Source organism: Paenibacillus terricola, assembly GCF_014779765.1.
In the GTDB taxonomy this organism is placed as follows: domain Bacteria; phylum Bacillota; class Bacilli; order Paenibacillales; family Paenibacillaceae; genus Paenibacillus_T; species Paenibacillus_T terricola.
In genome coordinates, this window is record NZ_JACXZA010000001.1 from 1323661 (window position 1) to 1347933 (window position 24273).

Sequence of the window (24273 nt, forward strand, 5' to 3'; positions counted from 1 at the left end):
GAGGAGTCGCCTTGAGCGAGGCAGGTCAATTAGAACAACATATTCGCATTCAGATTTCTGCGGATAAGCTTTCTGCATTCATTCAATTTAATCGAGCAGATGAATCGTTTACCTGTTCGCCTGAAGCGCTGGAGCAATATGTTAAGAACAATGGAGTCATCTATGGTTTGCAGTATGATGTCATACATAAAATAGCGAAAGATCCTAAGGCTTACTTCTATAACCAGACGCTGATCGCTGCAGGAGATCCTGCCCAACAAGGGGAGAACGGGAAGATTCAGCTTATTCATCACCTGGATGACGAGTCGATGCATCGTCCCGTTGAATCCGCAGATGGTAAGGTTGATCTGAAAGAAGTTAACCGAATCAACAACGTAGCGCGGGGTCAGCTTATTGCCGAGCGAATCCCGGCTACGGAAGGTAAAGAGGGCAAGAGTGTAACGGGCGTTGTCCTTCCTGGCAAGAACGGGAAGGAAGCTCGTTTCAAGGTTGGCAAGAATGTCGTCCTCAACAATGAGCAGACTGCCATGTATGCGGCAATTGATGGTCTAATGACGAAGACGGATAATGATAAAATTAATGTGTTTCCTGTTTATGAAGTTAACGGTGACGTCGACTATCGTACGGGCAATATCGACTTCGTCGGGACAGTCGTCATTCGCGGCAATGTGCTGACAGGCTTCCGCGTTAAGGCTTCAGGCGATATTCGTGTCATCGGCGGTGTCGAAGGCGCTGAGTTGGAATCTGAAGGTTCCATTGAAATAACAGGCGGTGTAATGGCTAGCGACAAAGGTTATCTCAAAGCGAATCGCAACATTAAATTGTCATTCGTGCAAGATGGGCGACTGCAAGCGGGCGAGAATATTATCGTCAGCCAAAGCATCATGCATTCGCAGCTCAAAGCGGGCAAGTCGGTTATCTGTTCGGGAGCGAAAGGTCTTATCGTTGGCGGTGTGGTACAAGCAGGCGAAAGAGTTGCTGCACGGACGATCGGTAATACGACGTCCACGTCAACCGTAATCGAGGTAGGAGTGCTGCCGGAGCTGCGAACCGAGCTGCAAGAGCTTCGGACTTCCGTTCGACAGTTGGTCGACAGCATCGACAAAACCGAGAAGGCTTTAAGTTTGCTCGACCAACTTGCCTCTTCCGGCCAGCTGTCAGATGACAAGCTTGCGCTGCGAGTGAAGCTAGGCGCGACTAAGAGGCAAACGAATGATCAGATTGATATGAAACGCGAGCGCATTTTTGAGATCGAGAAGGCGCTGGAGGATTCAGATTCCGCTCGAGTTGATGTTGCGAATGTGTGCTATGGCGGATCCAAAATCGTCATAGGCCGCTATACCCGATTTGTAAAGGATTCAACCCAACGCTGCTGCTTCCGCCTGCAAGATGGAGATGTCAGCATTATCTCGATCTAGTTAGCAAGCAGCTGTTAGAGCAAATGGCGTTTGAAGGGAGGGCTCAGCTTGTCCTATCGTCCAATCGACTTTCAAGTATCCATGTCCAATATGCCGGATAAGAGCATTACGCATAGCCAAGCGCTTAATAAACCGGCTGCGGATCATTCCTTTGCTGCTGACAGCTTTACGAAAGAGACGGATCATGCGCGTCATCGCAACGCAGCGGCTGAGAAAGCGGACAAAGGTTCGATTCGAAGCGGGGAAGAGCGTCAGCAGCGAGGTGATTCGAGGCAAAGGGGCAACCGTCAAACCGATGCACATGATGGTGCTGAGCCCCAACGCAAGCCATCGGATTTGCACCCTTATAAAGGTAAGAGTTTCGATGTTTCTCTATAAATTATCAAGTTCAGTCATATAGCAAGTTGCCGCAGTCTATCCTTCGGCAAGAAGCAGGAGAGAAGATGAATATGCAGCCATGGGGATATGTTGCGTTATTGGGCGCATTTATACTAGTTCTGTCGTGGACGCTTCCTCGTAGAAAGGAAGAGCAACCTCCGGCACAAACGACGACCAATATGGAAATCGCACTCGAACAGTTCATGGAGAATATGGAGTCGGACAACCGTGAACTGGTCGACCTTGTGAAACGTGCACAGACGGATAATGCCGAACAGCTTGCTATCCGTGAACGCCGAATTATTGATCTGGAGCATCGGTGCGCAGAACTGGAGTCCCGTTTAGAGAAAGTAGTGGTACAGCCAGTGATCGGACAGGCGCAGACGGCTGCTCACGAGGCAGTGGATGCTGCATTTGTCCAACCATTTGCTGCTGCAGAAGAAGTACCTGTACCGCGTGATACAATTCGTATGCGTTATCCGGAATTGTTCGAGCTCTACGACAGCGGCAAGTCAATCGATGTTGTTTGCCGTAAGCTCAATATGAATAAAGGCGAAGTTCAGCTCATTATTCAGCTGGCCAAGCAGGAGGAGGGCGTACGTGCTTAAGGACCGACGCTTTCTATCCGGGCTTGGAGCGGGTATTGTTGCAGGTGCTTTATTGCTTCAATTAATGACGATGGGACAGCAGACCGCGAAGCTCCCAGACTCGGATCAATTGAATGAGCCGATATATACGGAGCAGGAAATGCAGCAGATGGTTGAGAAGGCAAAGGCTGAAGCGAAGGCGGAGGCAAGCACTGAAGCGAATGCAACGGCTCCAGACAGCAAGCAAGCGAGTAATGAACAGGGGAATAAGCCGGAAGCGCCAGTTACCCCTAATCCACCTTCTAAGCCCGATGATGCGAAGGAAGCTGTTCAGCCGGAGCAGCCTACAGCCCCAGACGCTGGAACAGCAAACGCGGACGCAGAACAATCGGCAATAGTTAAGCAGGTCGTTATCCGAATTGAACCAGGTGCAAATCTGACTTCAACCGCGAAGCTGCTGGCAGACAACGGACTCATTGCAAGTCAAAGTAAGTTCATTACCAAAATGAAGAGCGACAAGAAGCTGGTCCGCGCCGGCTATTTCGCGTTCAAGGGTAAACCTTCGCTGGACGAGGTCGTGAAGACACTGACCGGACAACCTCTAACGGCTACCGAAGCAAATCGAATAAAGTCGAATTCTTGAAGGAAAAGGTGTCATGTTAACTTGCATGACGCCTTTTATTATGCTATATTAATTGTCGGTGTTAAAAACACACGCCAGTTAATTCCTTCAACGGTGCTTGCCGGGACGGCAAGTTTTGAAGGAAGATGCGACAGGCGGCGGAACAATTCCAAAACCATTATTAGGAGGTGTAGTGAATATGGCGGTTATCTCCATGAAGCAACTCCTCGAGGCTGGTGTACACTTCGGTCACCAAACGCGTCGTTGGAACCCAAAAATGGATCGTTATATTTTCACTGAAAGAAACGGTATTTACATCATTGACCTGCAAAAGACGGTCAAAAAAGTTGACGAAGCGTACAACTTCATCAAGTCGGTAGCTGCAGAAGGCGGCACGATCTTGTTCGTTGGTACGAAGAAGCAAGCACAAGATTCGGTTAAAGAAGAAGCAGCACGTTGCGGCAACTTCTACATCAATCAACGCTGGCTCGGCGGTACGCTCACGAACTTCCAAACGATTCAAAAGCGTATCGATCGTCTGAAACAGCTGGAGAAATGGGAAGAGGACGGTACGTTCAACGTACTGCCTAAGAAAGAAGTTATCATTCTCCGCAAAGAAAAAGATCGCCTCGAGAAATTCCTCGGCGGCATCAAAGGCATGAAAGGTCTTCCAAGCGCGCTGTTCATAATCGACCCGCGTAAAGAGCGTATCGCAGTAGCGGAAGCTCGTAAACTTGGTATCCCAATCGTAGGTATCGTTGATACGAACTGCGATCCGGACGAAATCGACTATGTAATCCCAGGTAATGACGATGCAATCCGCGCTGTTAAGCTTCTTACGGCGAAGATGGCTGACGCAGTTGTTGAAGCTAACCAAGGCGAACAAACGACGGCGTAATCATACTCGGTATACAACAGAAAGGGTGGTCAGAAGGTGTAAAGCCTCCTCACCGCCCTTTTTTTGAAACAAGAGAGAAAATAAGAACGATCATTCAGGAGGTAATAGTATGGCAGTTAGTGCGAGTGCAGTTAAAGAATTGCGTGAAAAAACGGGCGCAGGCATGCTCGATTGCAAAAAAGCGTTGGACGAAGCAAACGGTGATATCCAAAAAGCTTCCGAGATCCTTCGTGAGAAAGGTCTCGCGGCAGCAGCTAACAAAGCTGGTCGTGTAGCTACGGAAGGTGTAGTTGAATCGTACATCCACGCAGGCGGCCGTATTGGCGTTATCGTTGAGATCAACTGCGAAACAGACTTCGTTGCAAAAACGGATTCGTTCCGTGACTTTGCTCGCGATATCGCTATGCAAATCGCAGCTGCGAACCCTAAATTTGTTAGTCGTGAAGAAGTTGGAGCAGAAGAACTCGATAAAGAGCGCGAAATTCTGACGGCTCAAGCACTGAACGAAGGCAAACCAGCTAACATCGTTGAGAAGATGGTAGAAGGCCGCCTTGGCAAATACTATGAAGAGTTCTGTCTGCTTGAGCAATCGTTCATCAAAGATCCAGACAAAACAATCGCGACGCTGCTGAAAGAAAAAATCAGCACGATCGGTGAAAATATTTCGATCCGCCGCTTCGTTCGTTATGAACTGGGCGAAGGCTTGGAGAAAAAAGTTGATAACTTCGTAGAAGAAGTTATGGCGCAAGCTAAACTGTAATTAGCATTACAGCAGGCGGGGCGGATTTGTCTGCCCCGCCCTCTTGTATGCCCGGATTAAGTGTGATTGTGTCTTCGCCATTGTTTGACGAGGTACAAGATGGAGGTAAAAGGAATGGAACGTCCAGTTTTCAAACGCGTAGTACTTAAAGTGAGCGGTGAAGCGCTCGCCGGTCAGAATGGTTACGGTATCGAAGCATCTGTCATCGCATCGATCGCTGAACAAGTTAAAGAAGTAGTGGAATTGAATGTCGAGGTTGCAATCGTTGTAGGCGGAGGCAACATTTGGCGCGGGATTGCAGGAACGGCTAAAGGTATTGACCGTGCAACGGCTGACTACATGGGCATGCTCGCAACGGTTATGAACTCGCTGGCATTGCAAGACGCACTGGAGCAAATCGGTGTGCCGACTCGCGTACAAACGTCGATCGCAATGCAGCAAATTGCTGAGCCATACATTCGCCGTCGTGCGATTCGCCACTTGGAGAAAGGCCGCGTCGTTATTTTCGCAGCAGGCACGGGTAACCCGTTCTTCTCGACAGATACGACAGCAGCGCTTCGCGCGGCTGAAATCGAGGCTGAAGTCATTCTGATGGCGAAGAATAAAGTTAACGGTGTCTACTCTGCTGATCCGTTCAAAGATGCAACGGCTGAGAAATACGATCAGCTTACGTATATGGAAGTGCTGAACAAAAACCTGGGCGTTATGGATTCTACGGCATCCTCGCTTTGCATGGATAACAACATTCCGCTTATTGTATTCTCCATAACGGAATCCGGCAATATTAAGCGTGTAATTCTTGGTGAACGAATCGGTACAATTGTGAAAGGAAGTGTCAACTAGTGCCTCAAGCGATTAAGAAAGATGCAGAGGAACGGATGGACAAAGCGATTGGTGCCCTGAGGCGTGATCTTTCCACCCTTCGCGCAGGACGTGCAACGCCAGCGCTGCTCGATCGCATTCAAGTTGAATACTACGGTGCAATGACGCCAGTGAACCAGCTTGCTAACATTAATACGCCGGATACGCGTACGCTTCTGCTTCAACCATGGGATAAATCTTCGGTAGCTGCAATCGAGAAAGCGATCATGAAATCCGATCTCGGACTGACGCCTTCCAACGACGGCAGCACAATCCGTTTGAGCATTCCGCCGCTTACAGAAGAGCGCCGTAGTGAGCTTGTGAAGCTCACGAAGAAATTCGGTGAAGAAGCGAAAATTGCAATCCGCAACATTCGCCGCGACGCGAACGACGACATTAAGAAACTCGAGAAATCGACGATTTCGGAAGACGAGTCGCGCCGCCACCAAGATGATATCCAGAAATCGACAGATCGCTTCGTTGCAGAAGTAGAGAAAGTGCTCGCTGCTAAAGAGAAAGAGATCATGGAAGTTTAATAGACGATGCTGCCCCTCCGACAGGTGGGGTTTGTTGTATCATTAGGAGGAGTCCCGGATGATCGATCGATTATGGTCCAAATTCGTCAAGCCGTCATCCGATAAGGCAAGTACGCTGACGGTTGAGAATGTGCCGCAGCATGTTGCAATAATCATGGACGGCAACGGTCGTTGGGCTAAAAGCCGTGGGCTGCCTCGCATTGCTGGTCACCATACCGGCATGAAGGCAGTAAAGCAAATTACGATGGCAGCGGATCGGCTAGGTGTGAAATACCTAACGCTATACGCGTTTTCGACTGAAAACTGGAAGCGCCCCAAGGCTGAGGTTGACTTCCTGATGAAACTTCCGCAAGAATTCCTAGCTATTGAGCTGGAGGAACTGATCGCCAACAATGTACAGGTTCGCATGATGGGGTACCGAGAGGCGCTGCCGAATTATACGATTGATGCATTAGAAGAAGCAATCAGACGAACAGCTACGAATACAGGACTAATCCTCAACTTTGCGCTTAATTATGGCAGCCGCAAAGAAATGACGGATGCCGTGAAGATCATTGCAGAGGCTGTGCGCGATGGTAAGCTGTCCCCCGAGCAAATCGATGAATCGACCATGAGTGATCATCTATTCACAAGTGGAATTCCTGACCCAGATCTGCTCATCCGAACAAGCGGTGAGCTTCGATTAAGCAACTTCATGCTGTGGCAGTTGGCATATAGCGAAATGTGGTTTACAGACGTCTACTGGCCTGACTTCTCGGAAAGCCATTTTCACGAGGCGATAGCGGAATATCAACGACGCGCACGCAGGTACGGCGGCTTGTAACGAATAATGGAGTGAACAAGTTGAAACAACGGATCGTGACCGGTGTACTCGCTGGAGCTGTTTTTGCCTGTGCAGTCGTAGCCGGGAATTGGGTATATGCAATATTGATCGTTCTGCTGGCTCTCATCGGATTCCATGAATATGTCAAGATGAACGGCGTAGAGTGGTTTCATCCCTCATCGCTTCTCGGTTTTATTGGCGTCTTACTTCTCGTTCTTCCATGGGAGTTAATTGGAACGAAGCAGCCATCCGTAACAACCGTGCTCTGGGTGTTGATGTTCGCACAATTAGCAATTACCGTTTTGTCCAAAAATAAATGGACGCTCGACGGCGCTTCCTTGCTGCTGCTCGGCGCGTTCTATGTTGGCTATGGCTTCGATGCTATGCTGACAGTCCGTTCGATTGAACCTCACGGACTTTATTATTCCTGCTTGGCGTTCGGATGCATTTGGGCGTCCGATGCTGGCGCTTATTTCGTTGGACGAGCTATTGGAAAGACGAAGCTCTGGCCATCGATCAGTCCGAACAAGACGGTTGAAGGGGCGATTGGGGGCATCGTACTGGCGCTTGTAGTCGGTCTTGTGTTTGCACTCTGCGCACCGGATTGGATCGGCATTGGTGAAGCGCTTGGTATTGCAGCTGTGTGTGCCATCGCAGGTCAGATTGGCGATCTGATTCAATCGGCTTATAAGCGTATTCGCGGGATTAAAGATTCAGGAACGTTGCTGCCTGGCCATGGCGGTGTGCTTGACCGTTGCGACAGCTGGATTATCGTGTTTCCGCTGCTCGTCATTATGGGGTTATTTACAGTATAAGCAACCTGCATAATGCGGTCTTTCATCTGAGTAACGCCCTGTCAGAGGTTTATATACATACCCGCATATAGCAGTAAGCCGATACTCGGCACATAGGCGTCAGGAGGATTTCGACATGACGAAGAAAGTAACCGTACTCGGCTCTACCGGCTCCATTGGCACACAGACGTTGGACGTTATTGCTAATGACCGGGAACAGTACGAAATAGAAGGCCTCGCTGTCGGTAACAACATTGCATTGTTACTCGAACAAGCGAAGCAGTTTCAACCGAAACAAGTATGTGTCGCGACGAAAGAAGCGGCTGAAGAAGTAAAACTCCATCTGCCTGCAAGCACGAAGGTCTATTATGGCGAACAAGGATTAATTGAGATTGCCGCTGATGGACAGGCTGATATGGTTGTGACGGCCATAGTAGGCAGTCGCGGACTAGGAGCTACACTTGCAGCAATTCGTGCAGGGAAGGCGGTTGGTCTTGCGAATAAGGAAACGCTCGTTACGGCTGGACACCTAGTCATGTCGTTAGCGCAAGAACGAGGCGTATCAGTACTGCCGATCGATAGCGAGCATTCAGCTATCTTTCAATGCTTGAATGGCGAAAGCCGCAGCTCGATTAAGCGGATTACGTTGACGGCCTCTGGGGGTTCATTCCGTGATCGCACGCGCGATGAGCTTGCCCATGTAACGGTTGAACAGGCGCTTAAGCATCCGAACTGGTCGATGGGCGCGAAGATTACAATCGACTCGGCGACGATGGCGAACAAAGGGCTTGAAGTGATTGAGGCTCGTTGGCTTTATGACATTGACTATGATGACATCGGCGTTGTCATTCATCCTGAGAGCATCATCCACTCCTATGTGGAATTTGAAGATCACAGCGTGATGGCGCAGCTGGGTCTGCCAGATATGCGTGTTCCGATTCAATACGCGCTAACGTATCCTGCACGCCGTCCGACGCCAACGGGTCGATTGGATTTGGTCAAACAGGGTACATTGAACTTCCGCGAGATGGACGAAGAGCGTTACCCGATGATGAAGCTTGCCTATGCGGCTGGGCGGGCGGCAGGTACGGCGACAACCGTGTTTAATGCCGCCAACGAAGTAGCAGTAGCACGTTTCCTCCGCGGGGAAATCGGGTTTCTTGATATTGAACGGGTTGTAGAGTCGGTGCTTGAGAAGCATCAGACTCTAACTAATCCGGACGAGCAGACGATCGCAGAGACGGATCAATGGGCGAGACAGCAGTCGGAAGTCGTGTAGAGCCTAGCATGGCGGTTCTCTTGTATCGGATAGGAGAATAATGATAAATTAAGAACAAGCCAACCCGGGTACTGCTGGAGTATGTTGGATCAGGAATAGGAGGCTCCTAGCCATGCATATGATACAGGTCGTCTTTTTGACCGTTCTCGTTTTTTTCGTCATCGTGACGATCCATGAGTGGGGTCACTATTATTTTGCTAAGCGAGCCGGCATTCTTGTTCGTGAATTCGCAATCGGGTTTGGACCGAAGCTGTTGTCGTTCAAACGCGGTGAAACTAGATACACGCTTCGTCTTATACCGGCAGGCGGCTTCGTCCGAATGGCGGGCGAAGATCCTGAAATCGTCGATGTGGCGGAAGGGCAGACGATTGCCGTCCGTTTGAGCGGCGATTCGGTCACCCGAATTTATCTGGACCGTCTTGATGAGCGGAGTCAGGTCATTCGCGGTGAAGTACAAGCAATCGATATGGAACGCCGATTGAGCATTACGCTCGATGTGGACGGGGTATCGGAGACGTATCGCATTCATCCGCAAGCATTGCTGATTTCAAAAGGCAAAGAGACGCAAATTGCTCCAATCGACCGCCAGTTCGGCAGCAAGACGATCGGGCAGCGCGCACTTGCTATTTTTGCCGGACCGTTCATGAACTTCGTGCTTGCTTTCGTACTAATCGGAATTTACATTCAGTTATCTGGCGTAACCGTGGACAATCCCGATAAGGTTCTTGTCGGTGAGATTGTGGCAGGACGACCTGCAGCGGAAGCTGATCTGAAGGTAGGGGACGAGATTCGTTCCGTCAATGGCATGAAGGTCGAGGTTGGGCAGGAGAGCAAAATTATTGATCTGATTGCAGGGTCGCCAGGCAAAGCTACCACGTGGGAGATTGTTCGTAATGGTGAGCTGCGCAAAGTAACGATTACCCCTGTATTGGATAAAGATGCGAAGGTCGGTAAAGTCGGCGTAGGATTTGCTTATCCAACCCGATCTGCAACGTTTGGAGAGACGATTAAGTACTCCGGTCAATATATGAAGTCGATGACCGTTGCGATTTTCGAAGGCTTCAAGAAGCTGATCTTTGGCGAGTTCAAACTGGATGATCTTGGCGGTCCAGTACGTACAGCTGAAGTAACGGGCCAGATTGCTGCACAAGGCATTACGAAGCTCACGAGCTGGGCAGCGCTGCTTAGTCTGTATCTGGGTATATTCAACCTGCTTCCGATACCGGCATTGGACGGAAGCCGTCTCATCTTCCTCGGTTTGGAAGCTGTGCGAGGCAGACCGCTCGATCCGAATCGGGAAAGCCTGGTTCACTTTATTGGTTTTGCGATGATCATGCTGCTGATGCTGGTCGTCACTTATAATGATATTTTGCGATTGTTTAGAGGGGAGCACTAAGAGCGTTTATGGCGAAGGAGAAAGGTTTTGTAACCGAAATTACGCCTCAGAGCGAGGATTTTTCCCGTTGGTATATTGATGTAATCAAGAAGGCGGAACTGATGGATTATTCCCCAGTTCGCGGTTGCATCGTATTCCGTCCAGAAGGTTATGAGCTGTGGGAGAATATTCAGCGCGATCTGGACCGTCGATTCAAAGAAACAGGTCACCGCAACGCGTATTTCCCGCTGTTTATCCCAGAAAGCTTCTTCCAGAAAGAGAAGGAGCATGTGGAGGGATTCAATCCGGAGCTGCCATGGGTAACGGAAGCGGCAGGCGAGAAGCTCGAAGAGCGTCTGGCTGTTCGCCCAACGTCTGAGACGATGTTCGGCCATATGTATGCCAAATGGATTCAATCGTATCGAGATTTACCAGTTCTCATTAACCAATGGGCAAACGTCGTCCGTTGGGAGAAACGTACGCTGCCGTTCTTGCGGACAAGCGAGTTCCTGTGGCAGGAAGGTCATACGGCTCACGAGACAGAGCAAGAGGCACGCGAAGAAACGATGCGCATGCTTCATGTATACCGCGATTTCGTGCAGGATTTCCTCGCGATTCCGGTCATCATGGGCCAGAAGACGCCTTCTGAGAAATTCGCAGGCGCAGTGGATACGTACTCCATTGAAGCAATGATGAAGGACGGCCGTGCGGTACAAGCAGGTACATCTCATTACCTCGGTACGAACTTCGCCGTTGCGTTCGATATTAAGTTCCTTGATCGTGAGAATCAACTGCAATTTACGCATACAACGTCTTGGGGCGTCAGCACACGTCTTATCGGCGCATTGATCATGGTTCATGGCGATGATCGCGGTCTGGCACTGCCTCCGAAGGTAGCGCCTACGCAAGCGATTATGATTCCAATCGGACCGCCGAAGACACGTGATGTTGTTATGCCTCGTGTAGATGAGTTGTTTGCCCAGCTCAAACAAGCGGGCGTACGCGTTCGTGTGGATGACCGTTCTGACGTCAGCCCTGGTTGGAAATTCAATGAATACGAAATGCGCGGCGTTCCGCTTCGCATTGAGATCGGTCCACGCGATTGCGAGAACGGACAAGCTGTTCTCGTTAGCCGGATTTCTGGCGAGAAGCGCATTGTGCAGCAAGCGAATCTCGTAGAAGAAGTGGAACGGATGCTCGAAGAGATCCATAACGATATGTTCGAACGTGCGAAGCAGTTCCGTGAGGACAACTTCCGTTCGCTCGATACGCTCGACGAGATGAAGGCGTTCCTCGAAGAGAAACGCGGCTTCGTCGAAGCGGGCTGGTGTGGTTCCGCAGCGTGCGAGAAGACGGTCAAAGAAGAGACGGGCGCTACGAGCCGTAACATTCCGTTCGAGCCAACGTCGCACAAGTCGACCTGCCTCGTATGCGGCGAGAAGGCAGAGCACACGGTAGCTTTCGCACGTGCATATTAATTTTCTACCCCACCCAAACCCTCCCCTTCAAAGGGGAGGGCCCCAGGGGATATCTCCCCTGGACCCCTGAAGGACCGGTTTAGGGACGGTAGAACGTGTGCCCGCTTTGTCCCATTGGGACAAGCTCAGGGGTGATGGGATCTAGTGAAGCTCGAACGTCTGCATACTTGTTCGAAGTGCTGCACCATGCGAGTGGATACTCGCTTTCGTCCCTGCGGGACACGCTTTACTGTAGAATGGGATGGTAATGAGAGGAACACCTCTAAGTGAAATTGGACAATTGCGTAATTGCAGTTGCTAATTAACCTAGAGGTGTTTTTTTGTGCTCAAGAAGAACGATAGAATTGAATAAATCTTTATGTAGGGGGGATTTCAGGGGGGAATTATCCATGATACAGTATTGGTAATATGCGGATTGGAAGGTGGGCAGAGATGAGATGGAGGCGCTGTATAGAATGGGGAGTAGTATGTGCTGTACTATTGGCCGGATGCAGTGACGATACGAATCAAGAAGAAGCATCAACATTGGATTCAAAGGCGATTACGGTGATGCAGACAAAAGAAAATACTTCGGACGAGGTACTAATCATTCAGGATGTGAGTGGTTGGCATCATCCAACGAAGAATGTTTTCGAGCGATACGGACTAATGCTGGTGAAAGTGGAGTTATCCCATGACCAAACGTATCCAACCTTCTTTTTGTCCTCTGATCCGGGAAGGCTGCTTGTTGATCCAAGTTTTCAATATGAGCTTGCCGAAGCGAATGGCTACTGGAGTTATAAAATCATTGACGACGATCAGTTCGTCGAAATATATACGGATATAACGAATAAACGCGTGACCAAATTGGTCACGCCTAATGAAACGATTGACCTGCTCCTGCGTGAAGAGAATGGCAATCGCAATAATGACGGCTATACGATCCATTATGGGAACCGGATAGTGTTCTCTGATTTGAATGGCGGGATTTATATGACCGATACAGATGGCAGCCATTTGATCTCGTTGTCGGATGATTATGCGGAGAACATGAATGTAGTGGGGAATGAATTATTTTATACAATGGATGAATCGATTTATCGATTGAATTTGACGACGCGGAGCAAATCAGTCGTATACCAGGGTGGCAGCGGCAGGCATTTGCAATGGATGCAATTGTGGAACGATAGGCTTTATTATGTGAATGGACCGATGCAAGTAATGGATCTTCAAGATAAGAGCAATGAGACGATATTGAAGAACGGGGTTATCCTATCGCCTCAGATTACGGATGAAGGGCTATTAATTTATGCTGCTTTCGACAGTGCCAATGAACATTATTCGATCCATCAGATGGAATTGGAATCTCGCAAGGACAAGGTTGTCGTGCAAGGGCTTGAAGATTTGTACGCAGTGCAGCAATATAAGGATCATATATATTATCTGACCCGGACAAGAGGGCAGGAAGAAGGCGCATGCAGCTGCAACATTCAGCGGATTGAGCTGGATGGTACGAATCCTGTCGTGCTCCATACGTTCCCGGTTAATGTTCATTCCATGAACCTTGCAGACGGTTGGATTTATTATGTAAGGCGCGATTCTGCGCAATACGAAGTAATCGCACGAATTAATCTTCACAACCCAAACCAAGAAGATATTCTGCCGTCTACACCGACATATCGGATGTTGGGGGAGTGGAAGGTGATCGACGACCTCGATGTTTTCGACTCGCCTGGTGAACTCAATATCGCTGCCAACTGGCTTTACTATTATAATGTTTATGGCCACAACAGTTATTTACAAGCGCTGCAATTACCTGATTAATCCTTAGGCCGTCCGTTTCCATCGAAGGAGACAGGGCGGCTGTTAATTTTCAGATTATATTTTCATTTCACCCAAGCCCCCATACCCGCTCCGTTTCAGGTATAATATAAAACGATCATCACAAAGTTCGACATCGAAGCCGAAATTTTGCGGCTGAAGCCCGTATTTCGGTAGTACAGCGGTTTAAGGGGCGCAGCCCCCAAAAATGAATTTCACTGCAAGGGCTCCAAAGGGGCGAAGCCCCTTAACCGGTCGAGCATCGACCTAGAGCGTGTCCCGCAGGGACGACAAGCGGCTTAACTGCACTTGGTAGGGTCGAGCACACCTAGCTGCTCATTCATCTTCCGTACCTAGATACAGTAGACGTCAAGCGTGTCCCGATCAGGGACAAAAGCGACCCCACCGCCCAACGCAGCTAGACCGCGTCATCCAGGAGTCCAGAGGGCGGAGCCCTTTGGAGCCCTCCCTCTTAGGAGAGGGAGGGTTTGGGTGGGAGTGGATAAGATTTATTAAAATAGTATCAAAAGGGGCGCAGCCCTTTCCAGAAGTAAATGTTTCACAGCAGGGGTTTCAAAGGGGCGAAGCCCCTTATAAGTCACCAACCGGGGTACAAGGGGAAGCCCCTTCCCTTACAACAAGGGGGCATGGGGACCGCCCCATTCTCCTTTTAGGAAAGGATAAAAGCTATGGACACTAATAAGCGTCAGCGTTTCGAGCTGCTCATGCGTCAGGCGCAGCTGCCGGAAGACATGATACATGCACATTTTCAAGACGGACATATCGAGAGGGTTGTCGTTAGCGAAACCAATCGAGAGTGGACGCTTCATATTCATAAGCCTTCTCTTGTTCCATCAACGACGTTCTCGCTGTTCATGCGAACGATTGCGGATCGTCTTTCTCATATCGCAGCCATATCAATCGTCATGCACTACGATAACGCAATTCCCACCTCCGTTATTTCGCAGGAATATTGGTCTTTATTCGTTGAATATGCGCAGCGCGAGATGGTATCGGTTAACGGCTGGCTGGCGAGAGCAGGAATCGAAGCGAACGATGATGTGCTGAGCATTCTGATGCTTGATCAGACTGGTCTTGAACTTGCGAAGAAAAAAGGGATCGACGAAGCAGTATCCCGTTTTTATGATGAAAGGTTCGCTCGATCGGTGCGCGTCAAGCTGACGGCTGCACAAAGGCAAGAAAGCCGGCAAGAAGCCTATGAGCAACTAGCAAGGAAGGTAGAGCAAGAGGAACGGGAAGCACTTCAGCAATTAATGGTGAGCGCTCCTGAGGAATCCTTTGACGATGCGGCAGATGACGGCGATCAGCCGCTTGCTGTTGGCTATGACATTCGTGAGGAAGCTGTTCCAATCATGAATATCCGCGAAGAAGAGAAGAAGATTGCTGTACAAGGTACAGTGTTCGGTCTCGAAGTGAAGGAGCTGCGTAACGGCAGCACGCTGTTCACCTTCAATGTAACCGACTTCTCGGATTCGATCGCGATGAAGATGTTTGCGAAGACGAAGGAAGACGTGAAGATTCTGAGCAAGCTCTCGAATGGCAAATGGATCAAAGCGCGCGGCCGCGTCGAATATGACCGTTTCATGATGGAGCCTGAGCTAGTCATGATGCCGAACGATCTGCACGAAGTGAAGGCGCCGGCTGACCGTAAGGACGAAGCGAAAGAGAAGCGGGTCGAATTCCATCTCCATTCCGCGATGAGCACAATGGACGCTGTTACGTCGATAAGCGATTACGTGAAGACAGCTGCCAAGTGGGGCCATAAAGCGATTGCGGTTACCGACCACAGCAACGTACATTGCTACCCCGAGGCCGCTAAAGCAGCTAAGAAGCATGGGATTAACGTTCTGTTTGGCGTTGAAGCGAACGTAGTCAACGATGCGGTGCCGATGGTCATCAATCCACGCGAACAGTCGTTGCTTGACAGCGAATATATCGTGTTCGATATCGAGACGACAGGTCTGTCCATTATCAATTGCAAGATCATCGAGCTTGCAGGGGTCAAAATGCGCGACGGTCAAGAAGTAGACCGCTTCTCGACGTTCATCAATCCGCATGAGAAAATCCCTTACCATATTCAACAGCTCACCAACATTAATGATGAGATGGTGGCAGATGCGCCTGAGCTTGAACCGAAGCTGCGCGAATTCATTGAGTTCATCGGCGATACGGTGCTCGTCGCGCATAATGCGCGTTTCGATATCGGCTTTATTCAGGCGAACTGCAAGGCGATCGGGCTTCCTGAGGTTAAGAATCCAGTGCTTGATACATTGGAGCTTGCACGTTTCATCCATCCAACGATGAAGAATCACAGGCTGAACACATTGTCGGATAAATATAAAATCAGCCTTGAGAACCATCACCGTGCAATCGATGACTCGATCGCACTCGGCGGCGTATTGTTCGGATTGCTTAAGGATTGTGCCGATCGCAATATTACGGGTCTGCATCAGCTGAACGATTACGTTGGTCTTGACCTATCGAACCAGCGTCCATTCCATTGCGGCGTTTACGCGCTCAACGGTACAGGGAAGAAAAATCTGTTCAAGCTCATTTCGATTTCGCATACAGAATATTTCAAGAAAGTGGCCATCATGCCGAAGAGCAAGCTGACAGAGCTTCGCGAGGGGCTATTAGTCATCTCTGGTTGTGAGAAAGGCGAGTTCTTCGAGACCGTACTTAATAAGACGGAAGAAGAGGCAGAAGATGTCGCACAATTCTACGATGTGCTGGAAATTCAACCGGTTGACTTCTACATGCATCTTGTTGAAAAAGGTTTCGTCAGCAGTCGCGCGGAGATCGAGGAAGCGCTCCGACGTGTCGTTCGCATCGGTGCAAAGCTGAATAAGCTTGTTATCGCAACAGGCAACGTTCATTACTTGAATCCGCGCGATAAAGTGTTCCGCGACATCACGATTCATGGTATCACTGGCTTCAGCCCGCTGAAAGGGATGCGCAAGCCTGATGCTCATTTTCGAACAACGGACGAGATGCTGCGTGAATTCTCTTTCCTTGGGGAGGAGAAAGCTTATGAGGTAGTCGTCCGCAACACGAACGAGCTGGCGGATCGGTTCGAGAAATTCGATATGTTCCCGAGCAAGCTGTTCACACCGATAATTGAAGGCGCCGAAGAAGAGATTCGTACGACATGCTACGACACAGCTAAGTCCTTGTATGGAGACGAACTGCCAGAGGTTATTATCCAGCGGCTTGAGAAAGAGCTTGTACCGATTATCAACTACGGTTTCTCGGCCAACTATCTAATCTCAGCGCGTTTGGTAAAAAAATCGAATGAAGATGGCTATCTGGTTGGTTCGCGGGGGTCCGTAGGTTCTTCGATTGTCGCTACGTTCCTCGGCATTTCCGAGGTAAACCCGCTGCCGCCGCATTACTTATGCCCGTCTTCATCATGCAAACACAGCGAGTGGTTCCTTGACGGCAGCATTCGAAGCGGTTTTGACTTACCGAATAAGTCGTGTCCGAACTGCGGTTCGCCGATGAAAGGCGAAGGACAGGATATTCCGTTCGAAACATTCCTAGGGTTTAAAGGCGATAAGGTTCCCGATATTGACTTGAACTTCTCAGGCGTCTATCAGCCGGTTGCGCATAACTATACAAAGGTCATGTTCGGTGACAAATGCGTATTCCGCGCAGGTACGATTGGTACGGTAGCTGAGAAGACCGCATATGGTTTCGCCAAGAAGTATGAAGAAGAGCAGGGCAAGAAATGGCGCGGCGCTGAGCTGAACCGATTGGCTTCGGGCTGTACAGGCGTTAAGCGAAGCACGGGTCAGCACCCTGGCGGTATCGTTGTTGTGCCGGATTATATCGAAGTTGAGGATGTTACGCCGGTCCAGTATCCGGCCGATGACGTGAATGCGGAATGGAAGACAACTCATTTTGACTATCACGCCTTCGAGGAAAACTTGCTTAAGCTCGATATACTCGGACACGATGATCCTACGATGATGCGGATGCTGCAGGACTTGACGGGTGTCGATCCGACGACCATTCCGATGAACGACCCGAAGGTTATGAGTGTCTTCAACTCAACGGATGCGCTTGGGGTTATGCCCCAGCAGATTCGTTCTGCCGTTGCAACATATGGGGTTCCGGAGATGGGGACGAAGTTCGTTCGCCAGATGCTTGAAGAGACGAAACCTTCAACGTTTGCGGACTTGCTGCAGATTTCCGGTCTATCGCACGGAACGGGCGTATGGCTCGGTAACGCACAGGAACTGATTAAGAACAACACTTGTACGATCAAGACCGTTATTGGTTGCCGCGACGAGATCATGTTGTTCCTGATCTATAAAGCGGGCATGGATGCGGCTCTTGCGTTCAAAATTACAGAGAGCGTGCGTAAGGGCAGAGGTTTGACGCCTGAATGGATCGAAGAAATGAAGAATTGCAAGGTGCCGCAATGGTACATTGACTCCTGTTTGAAGATCGAGTACATGTTCCCGAAAGCGCATGCCGCGGCATACGTAATCTCGGCAGTGCGTACTGCTTACTTCAAGCTCTATTATCCGATTCAATTCTATGCGACTTACTTCTCGGTTCGGATATCGGAGGATTTTGACCTCGATCTGTTATGTCAAGGTTATGATGCGATCTTCCGCAGGCTTGAAGAGATAGAGAACAAAGGCTTCAACGCAACGCCGAAAGAGAAGAACAGCGTGTCGCAGCTCGAGATGGCGCTGGAGATGACTTCGCGCGGGTTCTCGTTTAAGCCGATTGATCTGTATCGTTCGGATGCGACGAACTTCATCGTTGATGGCAATTCGCTTATTCCACCGTTCTCCGCTATTGCCGGCATCGGGGAGAACGCGGCGAAGAACATCGCTGCTTCCCGCGAGGAAGGCGAGTATCTATCGATTGAAGACTTCCAGATGAAATCGAAGGCAACGAAGACGATCGTAGAGGTTCTGACAGGTATGGGCGTCTTCCGAGGTCTGCCGGAATCGAATCAGCTCTCGCTCTTCTAAACGCGTAATTTCTCCGGAATGAAACGCACTGTACCGCCAATAGGGCGGTTACAGCCGTTTCACCTTGAAATCCAAGAAAGTATATTATTATCTGATACTATGACTTGGATTTCTCCGGAATGAAACGCACTGTACCGCCAATAGGGTGGTTACAGCCGTTTCACCTTGAACAAGGCGGTTGTCACCTGTCATATGGTTATGTTATAATTTTTCTGGTAAAGATGTGGATAGGCTGACTGACAAAGAGTGGGGAAACCCACTCTTTACGTTTTGTCTCGCCATTTTTCCATTGTCACATTCGGGAGGTTCGTATCATTTGAGCAATTCGAAAATTAAACAAATCGTCGAAGACATGGTGAAACCTTTCATCGACGAGAACGGATTTGAGCTTGTTGACGTTGAATATGTGAAGGAAGGCAGCAACTACTTCCTGCGCGTATTTGTCGATAAGGAGGGCGGCATCGATATCGACGAGTGCGGTCGCGTAAGCGAATACTTGAGCGAGCAACTCGACGAGAAGGACCCGATTACGGAAGCATATTTCCTAGAGGTTTCTTCGCCCGGTGCTGAGCGTCCTCTCAAAAAACCGGAAGACGTGCATAAAGCGGTTGGCAAGCATATTTATGTAACCACGTACGAGCCGATTAAAGGGCACAAAGAATTCGAAGGACTGCTGCAATCATTCGACGGCGAGCTTGTGAAGATGCGTGTCAATCAGAGCAACGTCGAAATTCCGTATGCCAAGGTCGCTTCGGCCCGTTTGGCTATCGTATTCTAGCACGTCTGTCATCGTATGAAAGGGGGAGCTCATTGCAATGAGCATGGAGTTTATTGAAGCTTTAGGCGAGATCGAGCGAGAGAAAGGGATCAGCAAAGACATCCTGATCGATGCCATAGAAGCTGCGCTCATTTCCAGTTATAAGCGTAATTTCAACACTGCACAAAATGTACGCGTTGACATTAACCGCACAACGGGCGTTATTAAAGTTTACGCACGTAAGACCGTTGTTGACGAGGTTCTCGATCCTCGCATGGAAATTTCGGTAGATGCAGCACGCGAGATTAATCCGCATTACACAATCGACGATATTGCTGATATCGAAGTCACGCCGCGCGATTTTGGTCGGATTGCAGCGCAGACCGCTAAACAGGTCGTAACGCAGCGTATCCGCGAAGCTGAGCGCGGTCTTATTTATAACGCGTTCATCGACAAAGAAGAAGATATCGTGAACGGTATCGTTCAACGTCAAGATACACGCAATCTGTTCGTTGATCTTGGCAAAGTAGAAGCAGTGCTTCCGCTAACGGAATTGATGCCAACGGACAAATTCAAGCACGGCGACCGTGTGAAGTCGTATATCACGAAGGTTGAGAATACGACGAAGGGACCTCAAATTATTATGTCCCGCACACATCCAGGCTTGCTTAAGCGCCTGTTCGAGCTTGAAGTGCCTGAGATTTATGACGGTGTCGTTGAGATTCGTTCCGTTGCACGCGAAGCGGGCTTCCGTTCCAAGATTGCGGTTCACTCCCGCAATTCGGAAGTTGATCCTGTTGGCTCCTGCGTAGGTCCTAAGGGCATGCGCGTACAGACGATCGTTAACGAGCTCAAAGGCGAGAAAATCGATATCGTCCGCTGGTCGGAGAACATCGACGAGTACGTTGCGAATGCGCTTAGCCCGTCCAAAGTATTGGAAGTTATCGTATTCGAACAAGAGAAAATGGCGCGTGTCATCGTGCCTGACTATCAACTTTCGCTAGCAATCGGTATTAAAGGCCAGAACGCTCGCCTAGCGGCGAAGCTAACAGGCTGGAAGATCGATATTAAAAGCGAGACGCAAGCTGAGCAAGAATTCGGTCGTCCAAGATCGCCAGAGAGCGATACGATGCATCAGGATTCGGTATCGATCGACTAATCGGTCAACAGGATAGAGCTTGCTTCAGAGAGGGGGGAGCACGGTGAAACCGAGAAAAGTGCCGCTGCGCAAATGTATTGCTTGTCAACGAATGATGCCCAAGAAGGAGCTTATTCGGGTTGTACGTACACCTGAAAGTGATGTCTTGATCGATCTGACAGGAAAAAAGGCGGGCAGAGGCGCCTACTTGTGCGGACAAGTCGATTGTTTCAGGCTGGCGAAGAAGAGCAGAGCTTTCGATCGCGCATTGAAAGCGCAAGTGGAGCCGGTCATCTACGACCAACTGGAGCAGGATTTCATAGCGGTAGAGGATGAATTCATTGCCAGCAAAGAACGTGCAGAAGATGATGAGTAAGGCGCTCTCGCATCTTGGGATGGCAATGAGGGCTGGTAAGCTCGTTACCGGCGACGATACGGTTCTGAAGTCGATAAGGCAAGGCAAAGCACATCTAGTCATCGTTGCGGGGGATGCTTCGGACAACACGAAGAAGAAGTATCGTGACAAGTGCGGCTATTATAATGTCAAACTAGCCGAAGCGTTCGATCGAGTGGAACTGGGCAAGGCGATCGGGAAAGAAGCCCGCGTGCTGGTGGCGGTCACCGACGCAGGGTTCGCCCGGATGATCATTGGTCAGTTAAGCTCATATTCGGAGGTGGACAATATTGACTAAACAACCGGACAGCAAAGATAACAATAAAGATAAGCTTCGCGTATACGAATATGCCAAATCGCTCAACATGAGCAGTAAAGAAATCATCACGATCTTGAAGCGGCTTAATTTGCCGGTGAATAATCATATGAGTGTCATGGAGAACAATATGGTCTCCAAGGTTGAAGGATTCTTTCGTGATATTAAACAAAATGCCGCAGTTAAACGCGCCTCCGAGACGGCTACCGTGTCGGGAGCGGCAACTCCGAAACACCAGGACAACCGAAAACAGGCGTCTGCTGCAGAGCATGCTGGCGCACAGGCGCAATCGGATCCGAACAAAATTCATTCACAGGATAGACAGGGGACTATGAATTCTATTAAAACGACAACGAACACAACCAACCAATCAGGCGAACAACAGGAGCAGCGCGGCACTGAACAACGCAGTACTGAACAGCAAGCTCCAAGTCAATCGAATACGAATAGTACGCAAGGCGGCAACCGTGGACCAGGCCAAGGCGGCGGATACCGCGGTAACGGTGGTCAAGGCGGCAACCGTGGACCGGGTCAAGGCGGCGGAGGATACCGCGGTCAGGGCGGCGGCCAAGGAGGCCAAGGCGGCGGTGGATACCGCGGTCAAGGCGGCGGTCAAGGAGGCCAAGGCGGCGGAGGATACCGCGGTCAAGGAGGCAGCCAAGGAGGCCAAGGCGGCGGTGGATATCGCGGCGGCCAAGGCGGCGGTCAAGGAGGCCAAGGCGGACAGGGCGGCGGATATCGCGGTCAAGGAGGCCAAGGTGGTCAAGGAGGCCAAGGCGGCGGTGGATATCGCGGCGGCCAAGGCGGAGGTCAAGGAGGCCAAGGCGGACAGGGCGGCGGATATCGCGGTCAAGGAGGCCAAGGTGGTCAAGGCGGCCAAGGCGGTGGATATCGCGGCGGTCAAGGAGGCCAAGGTGGCCAAGGCAGACCAGCGGGTCAAGGCGGAGGCGGATTCCGCGGCGGCCAAGGCGGCGGTCAAGGTGGTCAAGGCAGACCAGCGGGTCAAGGTGGCGGCGGTCGTCCGTCATTTGGCGGCGGCGGTGCACCTGGTGGCGGCGCACGCGGCGGCGCTACAAGCGCACCATCCCAAAACTCGCGTTCCGAGAACAGCGGCGCTTCCAGCAACTGGGCTTCGAGAAAAGGAAATCAAAAGAGCCACAACAATAACAACAATGGCGGCCGTCGCTTCGATGATGACAACAAAGGTGGATTCCGTTCGGGTCGTGGCGGCAAAGGCGGCAGAAACAACCGTGGCGCCAGCAACCAGCCTCCACGCGAGAAAATCGACAATACGCCGAAGAAAATTATCGTACGTGGTTCGATGACGGTTGGCGAGCTTGCTAAGTTGCTCCATAAGGATGCTTCCGAAGTTATCAAGAAGCTGATCTTCATGGGCGTTATGGCTACGATTAACCAAGAAGTTGATCTGGATACGATCCAACTCATCGCAACAGAGATGGGCGTTGAGGAAGTCGAAGTGAAAATCCGCGTCGAAGAAGACCAATTCGAAACCGTTGAAGAAACGGATGATGAAGCGGATCTGGAAGCGCGTCCTCCAGTTGTTACCATCATGGGTCACGTCGACCACGGTAAAACAACACTGCTTGACGCCATTCGCCATACGAACGTAACAGGCGGAGAAGCGGGTGGTATTACGCAGCATATCGGCGCATACCAAGTTGAAGTTCACGGTAAGAAAATTACGTTCCTCGATACACCAGGCCATGAAGCGTTCACGCTTATGCGCGCCCGCGGTGCTCAAGTAACGGACATTACGATTATCGTTGTTGCAGCAGACGACGGCGTTATGCCGCAAACGGTCGAAGCCGTAAACCATGCGAAAGCGGCAGGCGTACCGATCATCGTTGCAGTTAACAAAATCGATAAAGAAGATGCAAATCCAGATAAAATTAAACAAGAGCTCACCGAGTACGGCCTTGTACCAGAGGAATGGGGCGGCGATACGATCTTCGTCAACCTGTCTGCGAAACAGCGGATCAACCTCGAAGGTCTGCTTGAGATGATTCTGCTCGTAGCTGAAGTGAACGACTACAAAGCGAACCCGAACAAACGCGCTCGCGGTACTGTTCTTGAAGCAGAGCTCGACAAAGGTAAAGGTCCTGTTGCACGTATTCTCGTACAACATGGTACGCTCAAAGTCGGCGATGCCTTCATTGCCGGCAACAGCTTCGGCCGTGTTCGCGCCATGGTGAACGATAAAGGCCGTCGTCTGAAGGAAGTTGGACCTTCTACGCCAGTCGAAATTACTGGTCTGACTGAAGTTCCGCTTGCAGGCGATCCTTTCCTCGCTTACGAGGATGAGCGCAAAGCACGTCAAATTGCGGAAACGCGTATGACGAAAGCTCGTCAGTCGGAGCTTACGACGACGACTCGCGTAACGCTTGACGATTTGTTCCAACATATTAAAGACGGCGAGATCAAAGATCTCAATGTTATCATCAAAGGTGACGTTCAGGGCTCCGTCGAGGCGCTCAAAGGCGCACTGGCGAAGATCGATATCGAAGGCGTTCGTGTTCGCGTCATCCACAGTGGCGCTGGCGCAATTACGGAATCCGATATCAACCTCGCTTCGGCATCGAATGCGATCGTTATCGGCTTCAACGTTCGTCCAGAGGCGCAGGCAACTGCGCAAGCTGAGCACGAGAAGGTAGATGTTCGTCTGCATAACATTATTTATAACGTTATCGATGAAATCGAGCACGCGATGAAGGGCATGCTGGATCCTGTATTCAAAGAAGTCGTTATAGGCCATGCAGAAGTGCGCATGCTAATTAAAGTGACCAAAGTCGGCACGATTGCCGGCAGCATGATCATTGATGGCAAAATGCAGCGTAATGCGGAAGCACGTGTTACGCGCGGCGGCAAAGTCATCTTCACTGGCAAAATTGAGTCGCTCAAGCGTTTCAAGGACGATGTCAAAGAAGTCGCGCAAGGTTACGAGTGCGGTATCTCGCTTGACAAGTTTAACGACATTCTTGAAGGGGACATCATCGAAGCCTTCGTGATGGAAAAGGTAGAGAGGTGATCGC

Annotated in this window: 20 protein-coding genes; all 20 read left to right on the forward strand. The window is 50.2% G+C overall.

From position 1 onward, the window contains the following. The first annotated feature begins 11 nt into the window (after nucleotides 1–11). The 20 genes from H8B09_RS05835 (at nucleotide 12) to infB (ending at nucleotide 24269) form a co-directional block, all read left to right on the forward strand. On the forward strand, nucleotides 12–1418 hold the full coding sequence (locus H8B09_RS05835) for a flagellar assembly protein A (protein WP_191202474.1): 1407 nt from the start codon (nucleotides 12–14) through the stop codon (nucleotides 1416–1418). A gap of 48 nt (nucleotides 1419–1466) precedes the next feature. Further along, the gene (locus H8B09_RS05840) at nucleotides 1467–1796 is read left to right on the forward strand and encodes a hypothetical protein (RefSeq protein WP_191202475.1); all 330 of its coding nucleotides are present in this window, start codon (nucleotides 1467–1469) and stop codon (nucleotides 1794–1796) included. A gap of 65 nt (nucleotides 1797–1861) precedes the next feature. After that, nucleotides 1862–2404 carry a hypothetical protein gene (locus H8B09_RS05845; protein ID WP_224753268.1) on the forward strand — a complete coding sequence of 181 codons (543 nt, stop codon included), beginning with the start codon at nucleotides 1862–1864 and terminating at the stop codon, nucleotides 2402–2404. Beyond that, on the forward strand, nucleotides 2397–3026 hold the full coding sequence (locus H8B09_RS05850; protein ID WP_191202477.1) for a superantigen-like protein SSL4: 630 nt from the start codon (nucleotides 2397–2399) through the stop codon (nucleotides 3024–3026). The genes H8B09_RS05845 and H8B09_RS05850 overlap by 8 nt, the downstream gene beginning before the upstream one ends. Before the next feature lie 178 nt (nucleotides 3027–3204). Beyond that, nucleotides 3205–3903 (forward strand): 30S ribosomal protein S2, encoded by a 699-nt coding sequence (gene rpsB / locus H8B09_RS05855; protein ID WP_191202478.1) that lies wholly within the window; start codon nucleotides 3205–3207, stop codon nucleotides 3901–3903. 109 nt (nucleotides 3904–4012) lie between these two features. Beyond that, on the forward strand, nucleotides 4013–4663 hold the full coding sequence (tsf, locus tag H8B09_RS05860) for a translation elongation factor Ts (protein ID WP_191202479.1): 651 nt from the start codon (nucleotides 4013–4015) through the stop codon (nucleotides 4661–4663). Between the two features lie 114 nt (nucleotides 4664–4777). After that, nucleotides 4778–5506 carry a UMP kinase gene (gene pyrH, locus H8B09_RS05865; RefSeq protein WP_191202480.1) on the forward strand — a complete coding sequence of 243 codons (729 nt, stop codon included), beginning with the start codon at nucleotides 4778–4780 and terminating at the stop codon, nucleotides 5504–5506. Then, entirely contained in the window at nucleotides 5506–6060 is a 555-nt protein-coding gene (frr, locus tag H8B09_RS05870) for a ribosome recycling factor (RefSeq protein ID WP_191202481.1), read from the forward strand. The genes pyrH and frr overlap by 1 nt, the downstream gene beginning before the upstream one ends. A 58-nt stretch (nucleotides 6061–6118) precedes the next feature. Continuing rightward, nucleotides 6119–6883 carry an undecaprenyl pyrophosphate synthase gene (gene uppS, locus H8B09_RS05875; protein WP_191202482.1) on the forward strand — a complete coding sequence of 255 codons (765 nt, stop codon included), beginning with the start codon at nucleotides 6119–6121 and terminating at the stop codon, nucleotides 6881–6883. 20 nt (nucleotides 6884–6903) lie between these two features. Then, the gene (locus tag H8B09_RS05880; RefSeq protein WP_191202483.1) at nucleotides 6904–7698 is read left to right on the forward strand and encodes a phosphatidate cytidylyltransferase; all 795 of its coding nucleotides are present in this window, start codon (nucleotides 6904–6906) and stop codon (nucleotides 7696–7698) included. Between the two features lie 115 nt (nucleotides 7699–7813). Beyond that, nucleotides 7814–8956, forward strand: a complete 1143-nt coding sequence (locus H8B09_RS05885) for a 1-deoxy-D-xylulose-5-phosphate reductoisomerase (protein ID WP_191202484.1) — start codon at nucleotides 7814–7816, stop codon at nucleotides 8954–8956. A gap of 112 nt (nucleotides 8957–9068) precedes the next feature. Next, a complete protein-coding gene (gene rseP / locus H8B09_RS05890) occupies nucleotides 9069–10352 on the forward strand; it encodes an RIP metalloprotease RseP (protein ID WP_191202485.1) in 1284 nt (427 codons plus the stop codon). A gap of 8 nt (nucleotides 10353–10360) precedes the next feature. Further along, nucleotides 10361–11809, forward strand: coding sequence for a proline--tRNA ligase (gene proS / locus H8B09_RS05895; RefSeq protein ID WP_191202486.1), 1449 nt, complete (start codon nucleotides 10361–10363; stop codon nucleotides 11807–11809). A gap of 432 nt (nucleotides 11810–12241) precedes the next feature. Next, nucleotides 12242–13612, forward strand: coding sequence for a DUF5050 domain-containing protein (locus H8B09_RS05900; protein WP_191202487.1), 1371 nt, complete (start codon nucleotides 12242–12244; stop codon nucleotides 13610–13612). Nucleotides 13613–14298: 686 nt separating this feature from the next. Continuing rightward, nucleotides 14299–18618 carry a PolC-type DNA polymerase III gene (locus H8B09_RS05905; protein WP_191202488.1) on the forward strand — a complete coding sequence of 1440 codons (4320 nt, stop codon included), beginning with the start codon at nucleotides 14299–14301 and terminating at the stop codon, nucleotides 18616–18618. Between the two features lie 316 nt (nucleotides 18619–18934). Then, nucleotides 18935–19396: a ribosome maturation factor RimP gene (gene rimP, locus H8B09_RS05910; protein WP_191202489.1), complete on the forward strand. Its 462-nt coding sequence runs from the start codon at nucleotides 18935–18937 to the stop codon at nucleotides 19394–19396. Nucleotides 19397–19433: 37 nt separating this feature from the next. Further along, entirely contained in the window at nucleotides 19434–20534 is a 1101-nt protein-coding gene (nusA, locus tag H8B09_RS05915; RefSeq protein ID WP_191202490.1) for a transcription termination factor NusA, read from the forward strand. A 43-nt stretch (nucleotides 20535–20577) separates the two neighbouring features. Continuing rightward, a complete protein-coding gene (rnpM, locus tag H8B09_RS05920) occupies nucleotides 20578–20889 on the forward strand; it encodes an RNase P modulator RnpM (protein WP_191202491.1) in 312 nt (103 codons plus the stop codon). Next, on the forward strand, nucleotides 20846–21205 hold the full coding sequence (locus H8B09_RS05925) for a YlxQ family RNA-binding protein (protein ID WP_397376042.1): 360 nt from the start codon (nucleotides 20846–20848) through the stop codon (nucleotides 21203–21205). The genes rnpM and H8B09_RS05925 overlap by 44 nt, the downstream gene beginning before the upstream one ends. Then, nucleotides 21198–24269, forward strand: a complete 3072-nt coding sequence (infB, locus tag H8B09_RS05930) for a translation initiation factor IF-2 (protein ID WP_191202492.1) — start codon at nucleotides 21198–21200, stop codon at nucleotides 24267–24269. The genes H8B09_RS05925 and infB overlap by 8 nt, the downstream gene beginning before the upstream one ends. The last annotated feature ends 4 nt before the right edge of the window (nucleotides 24270–24273 follow it).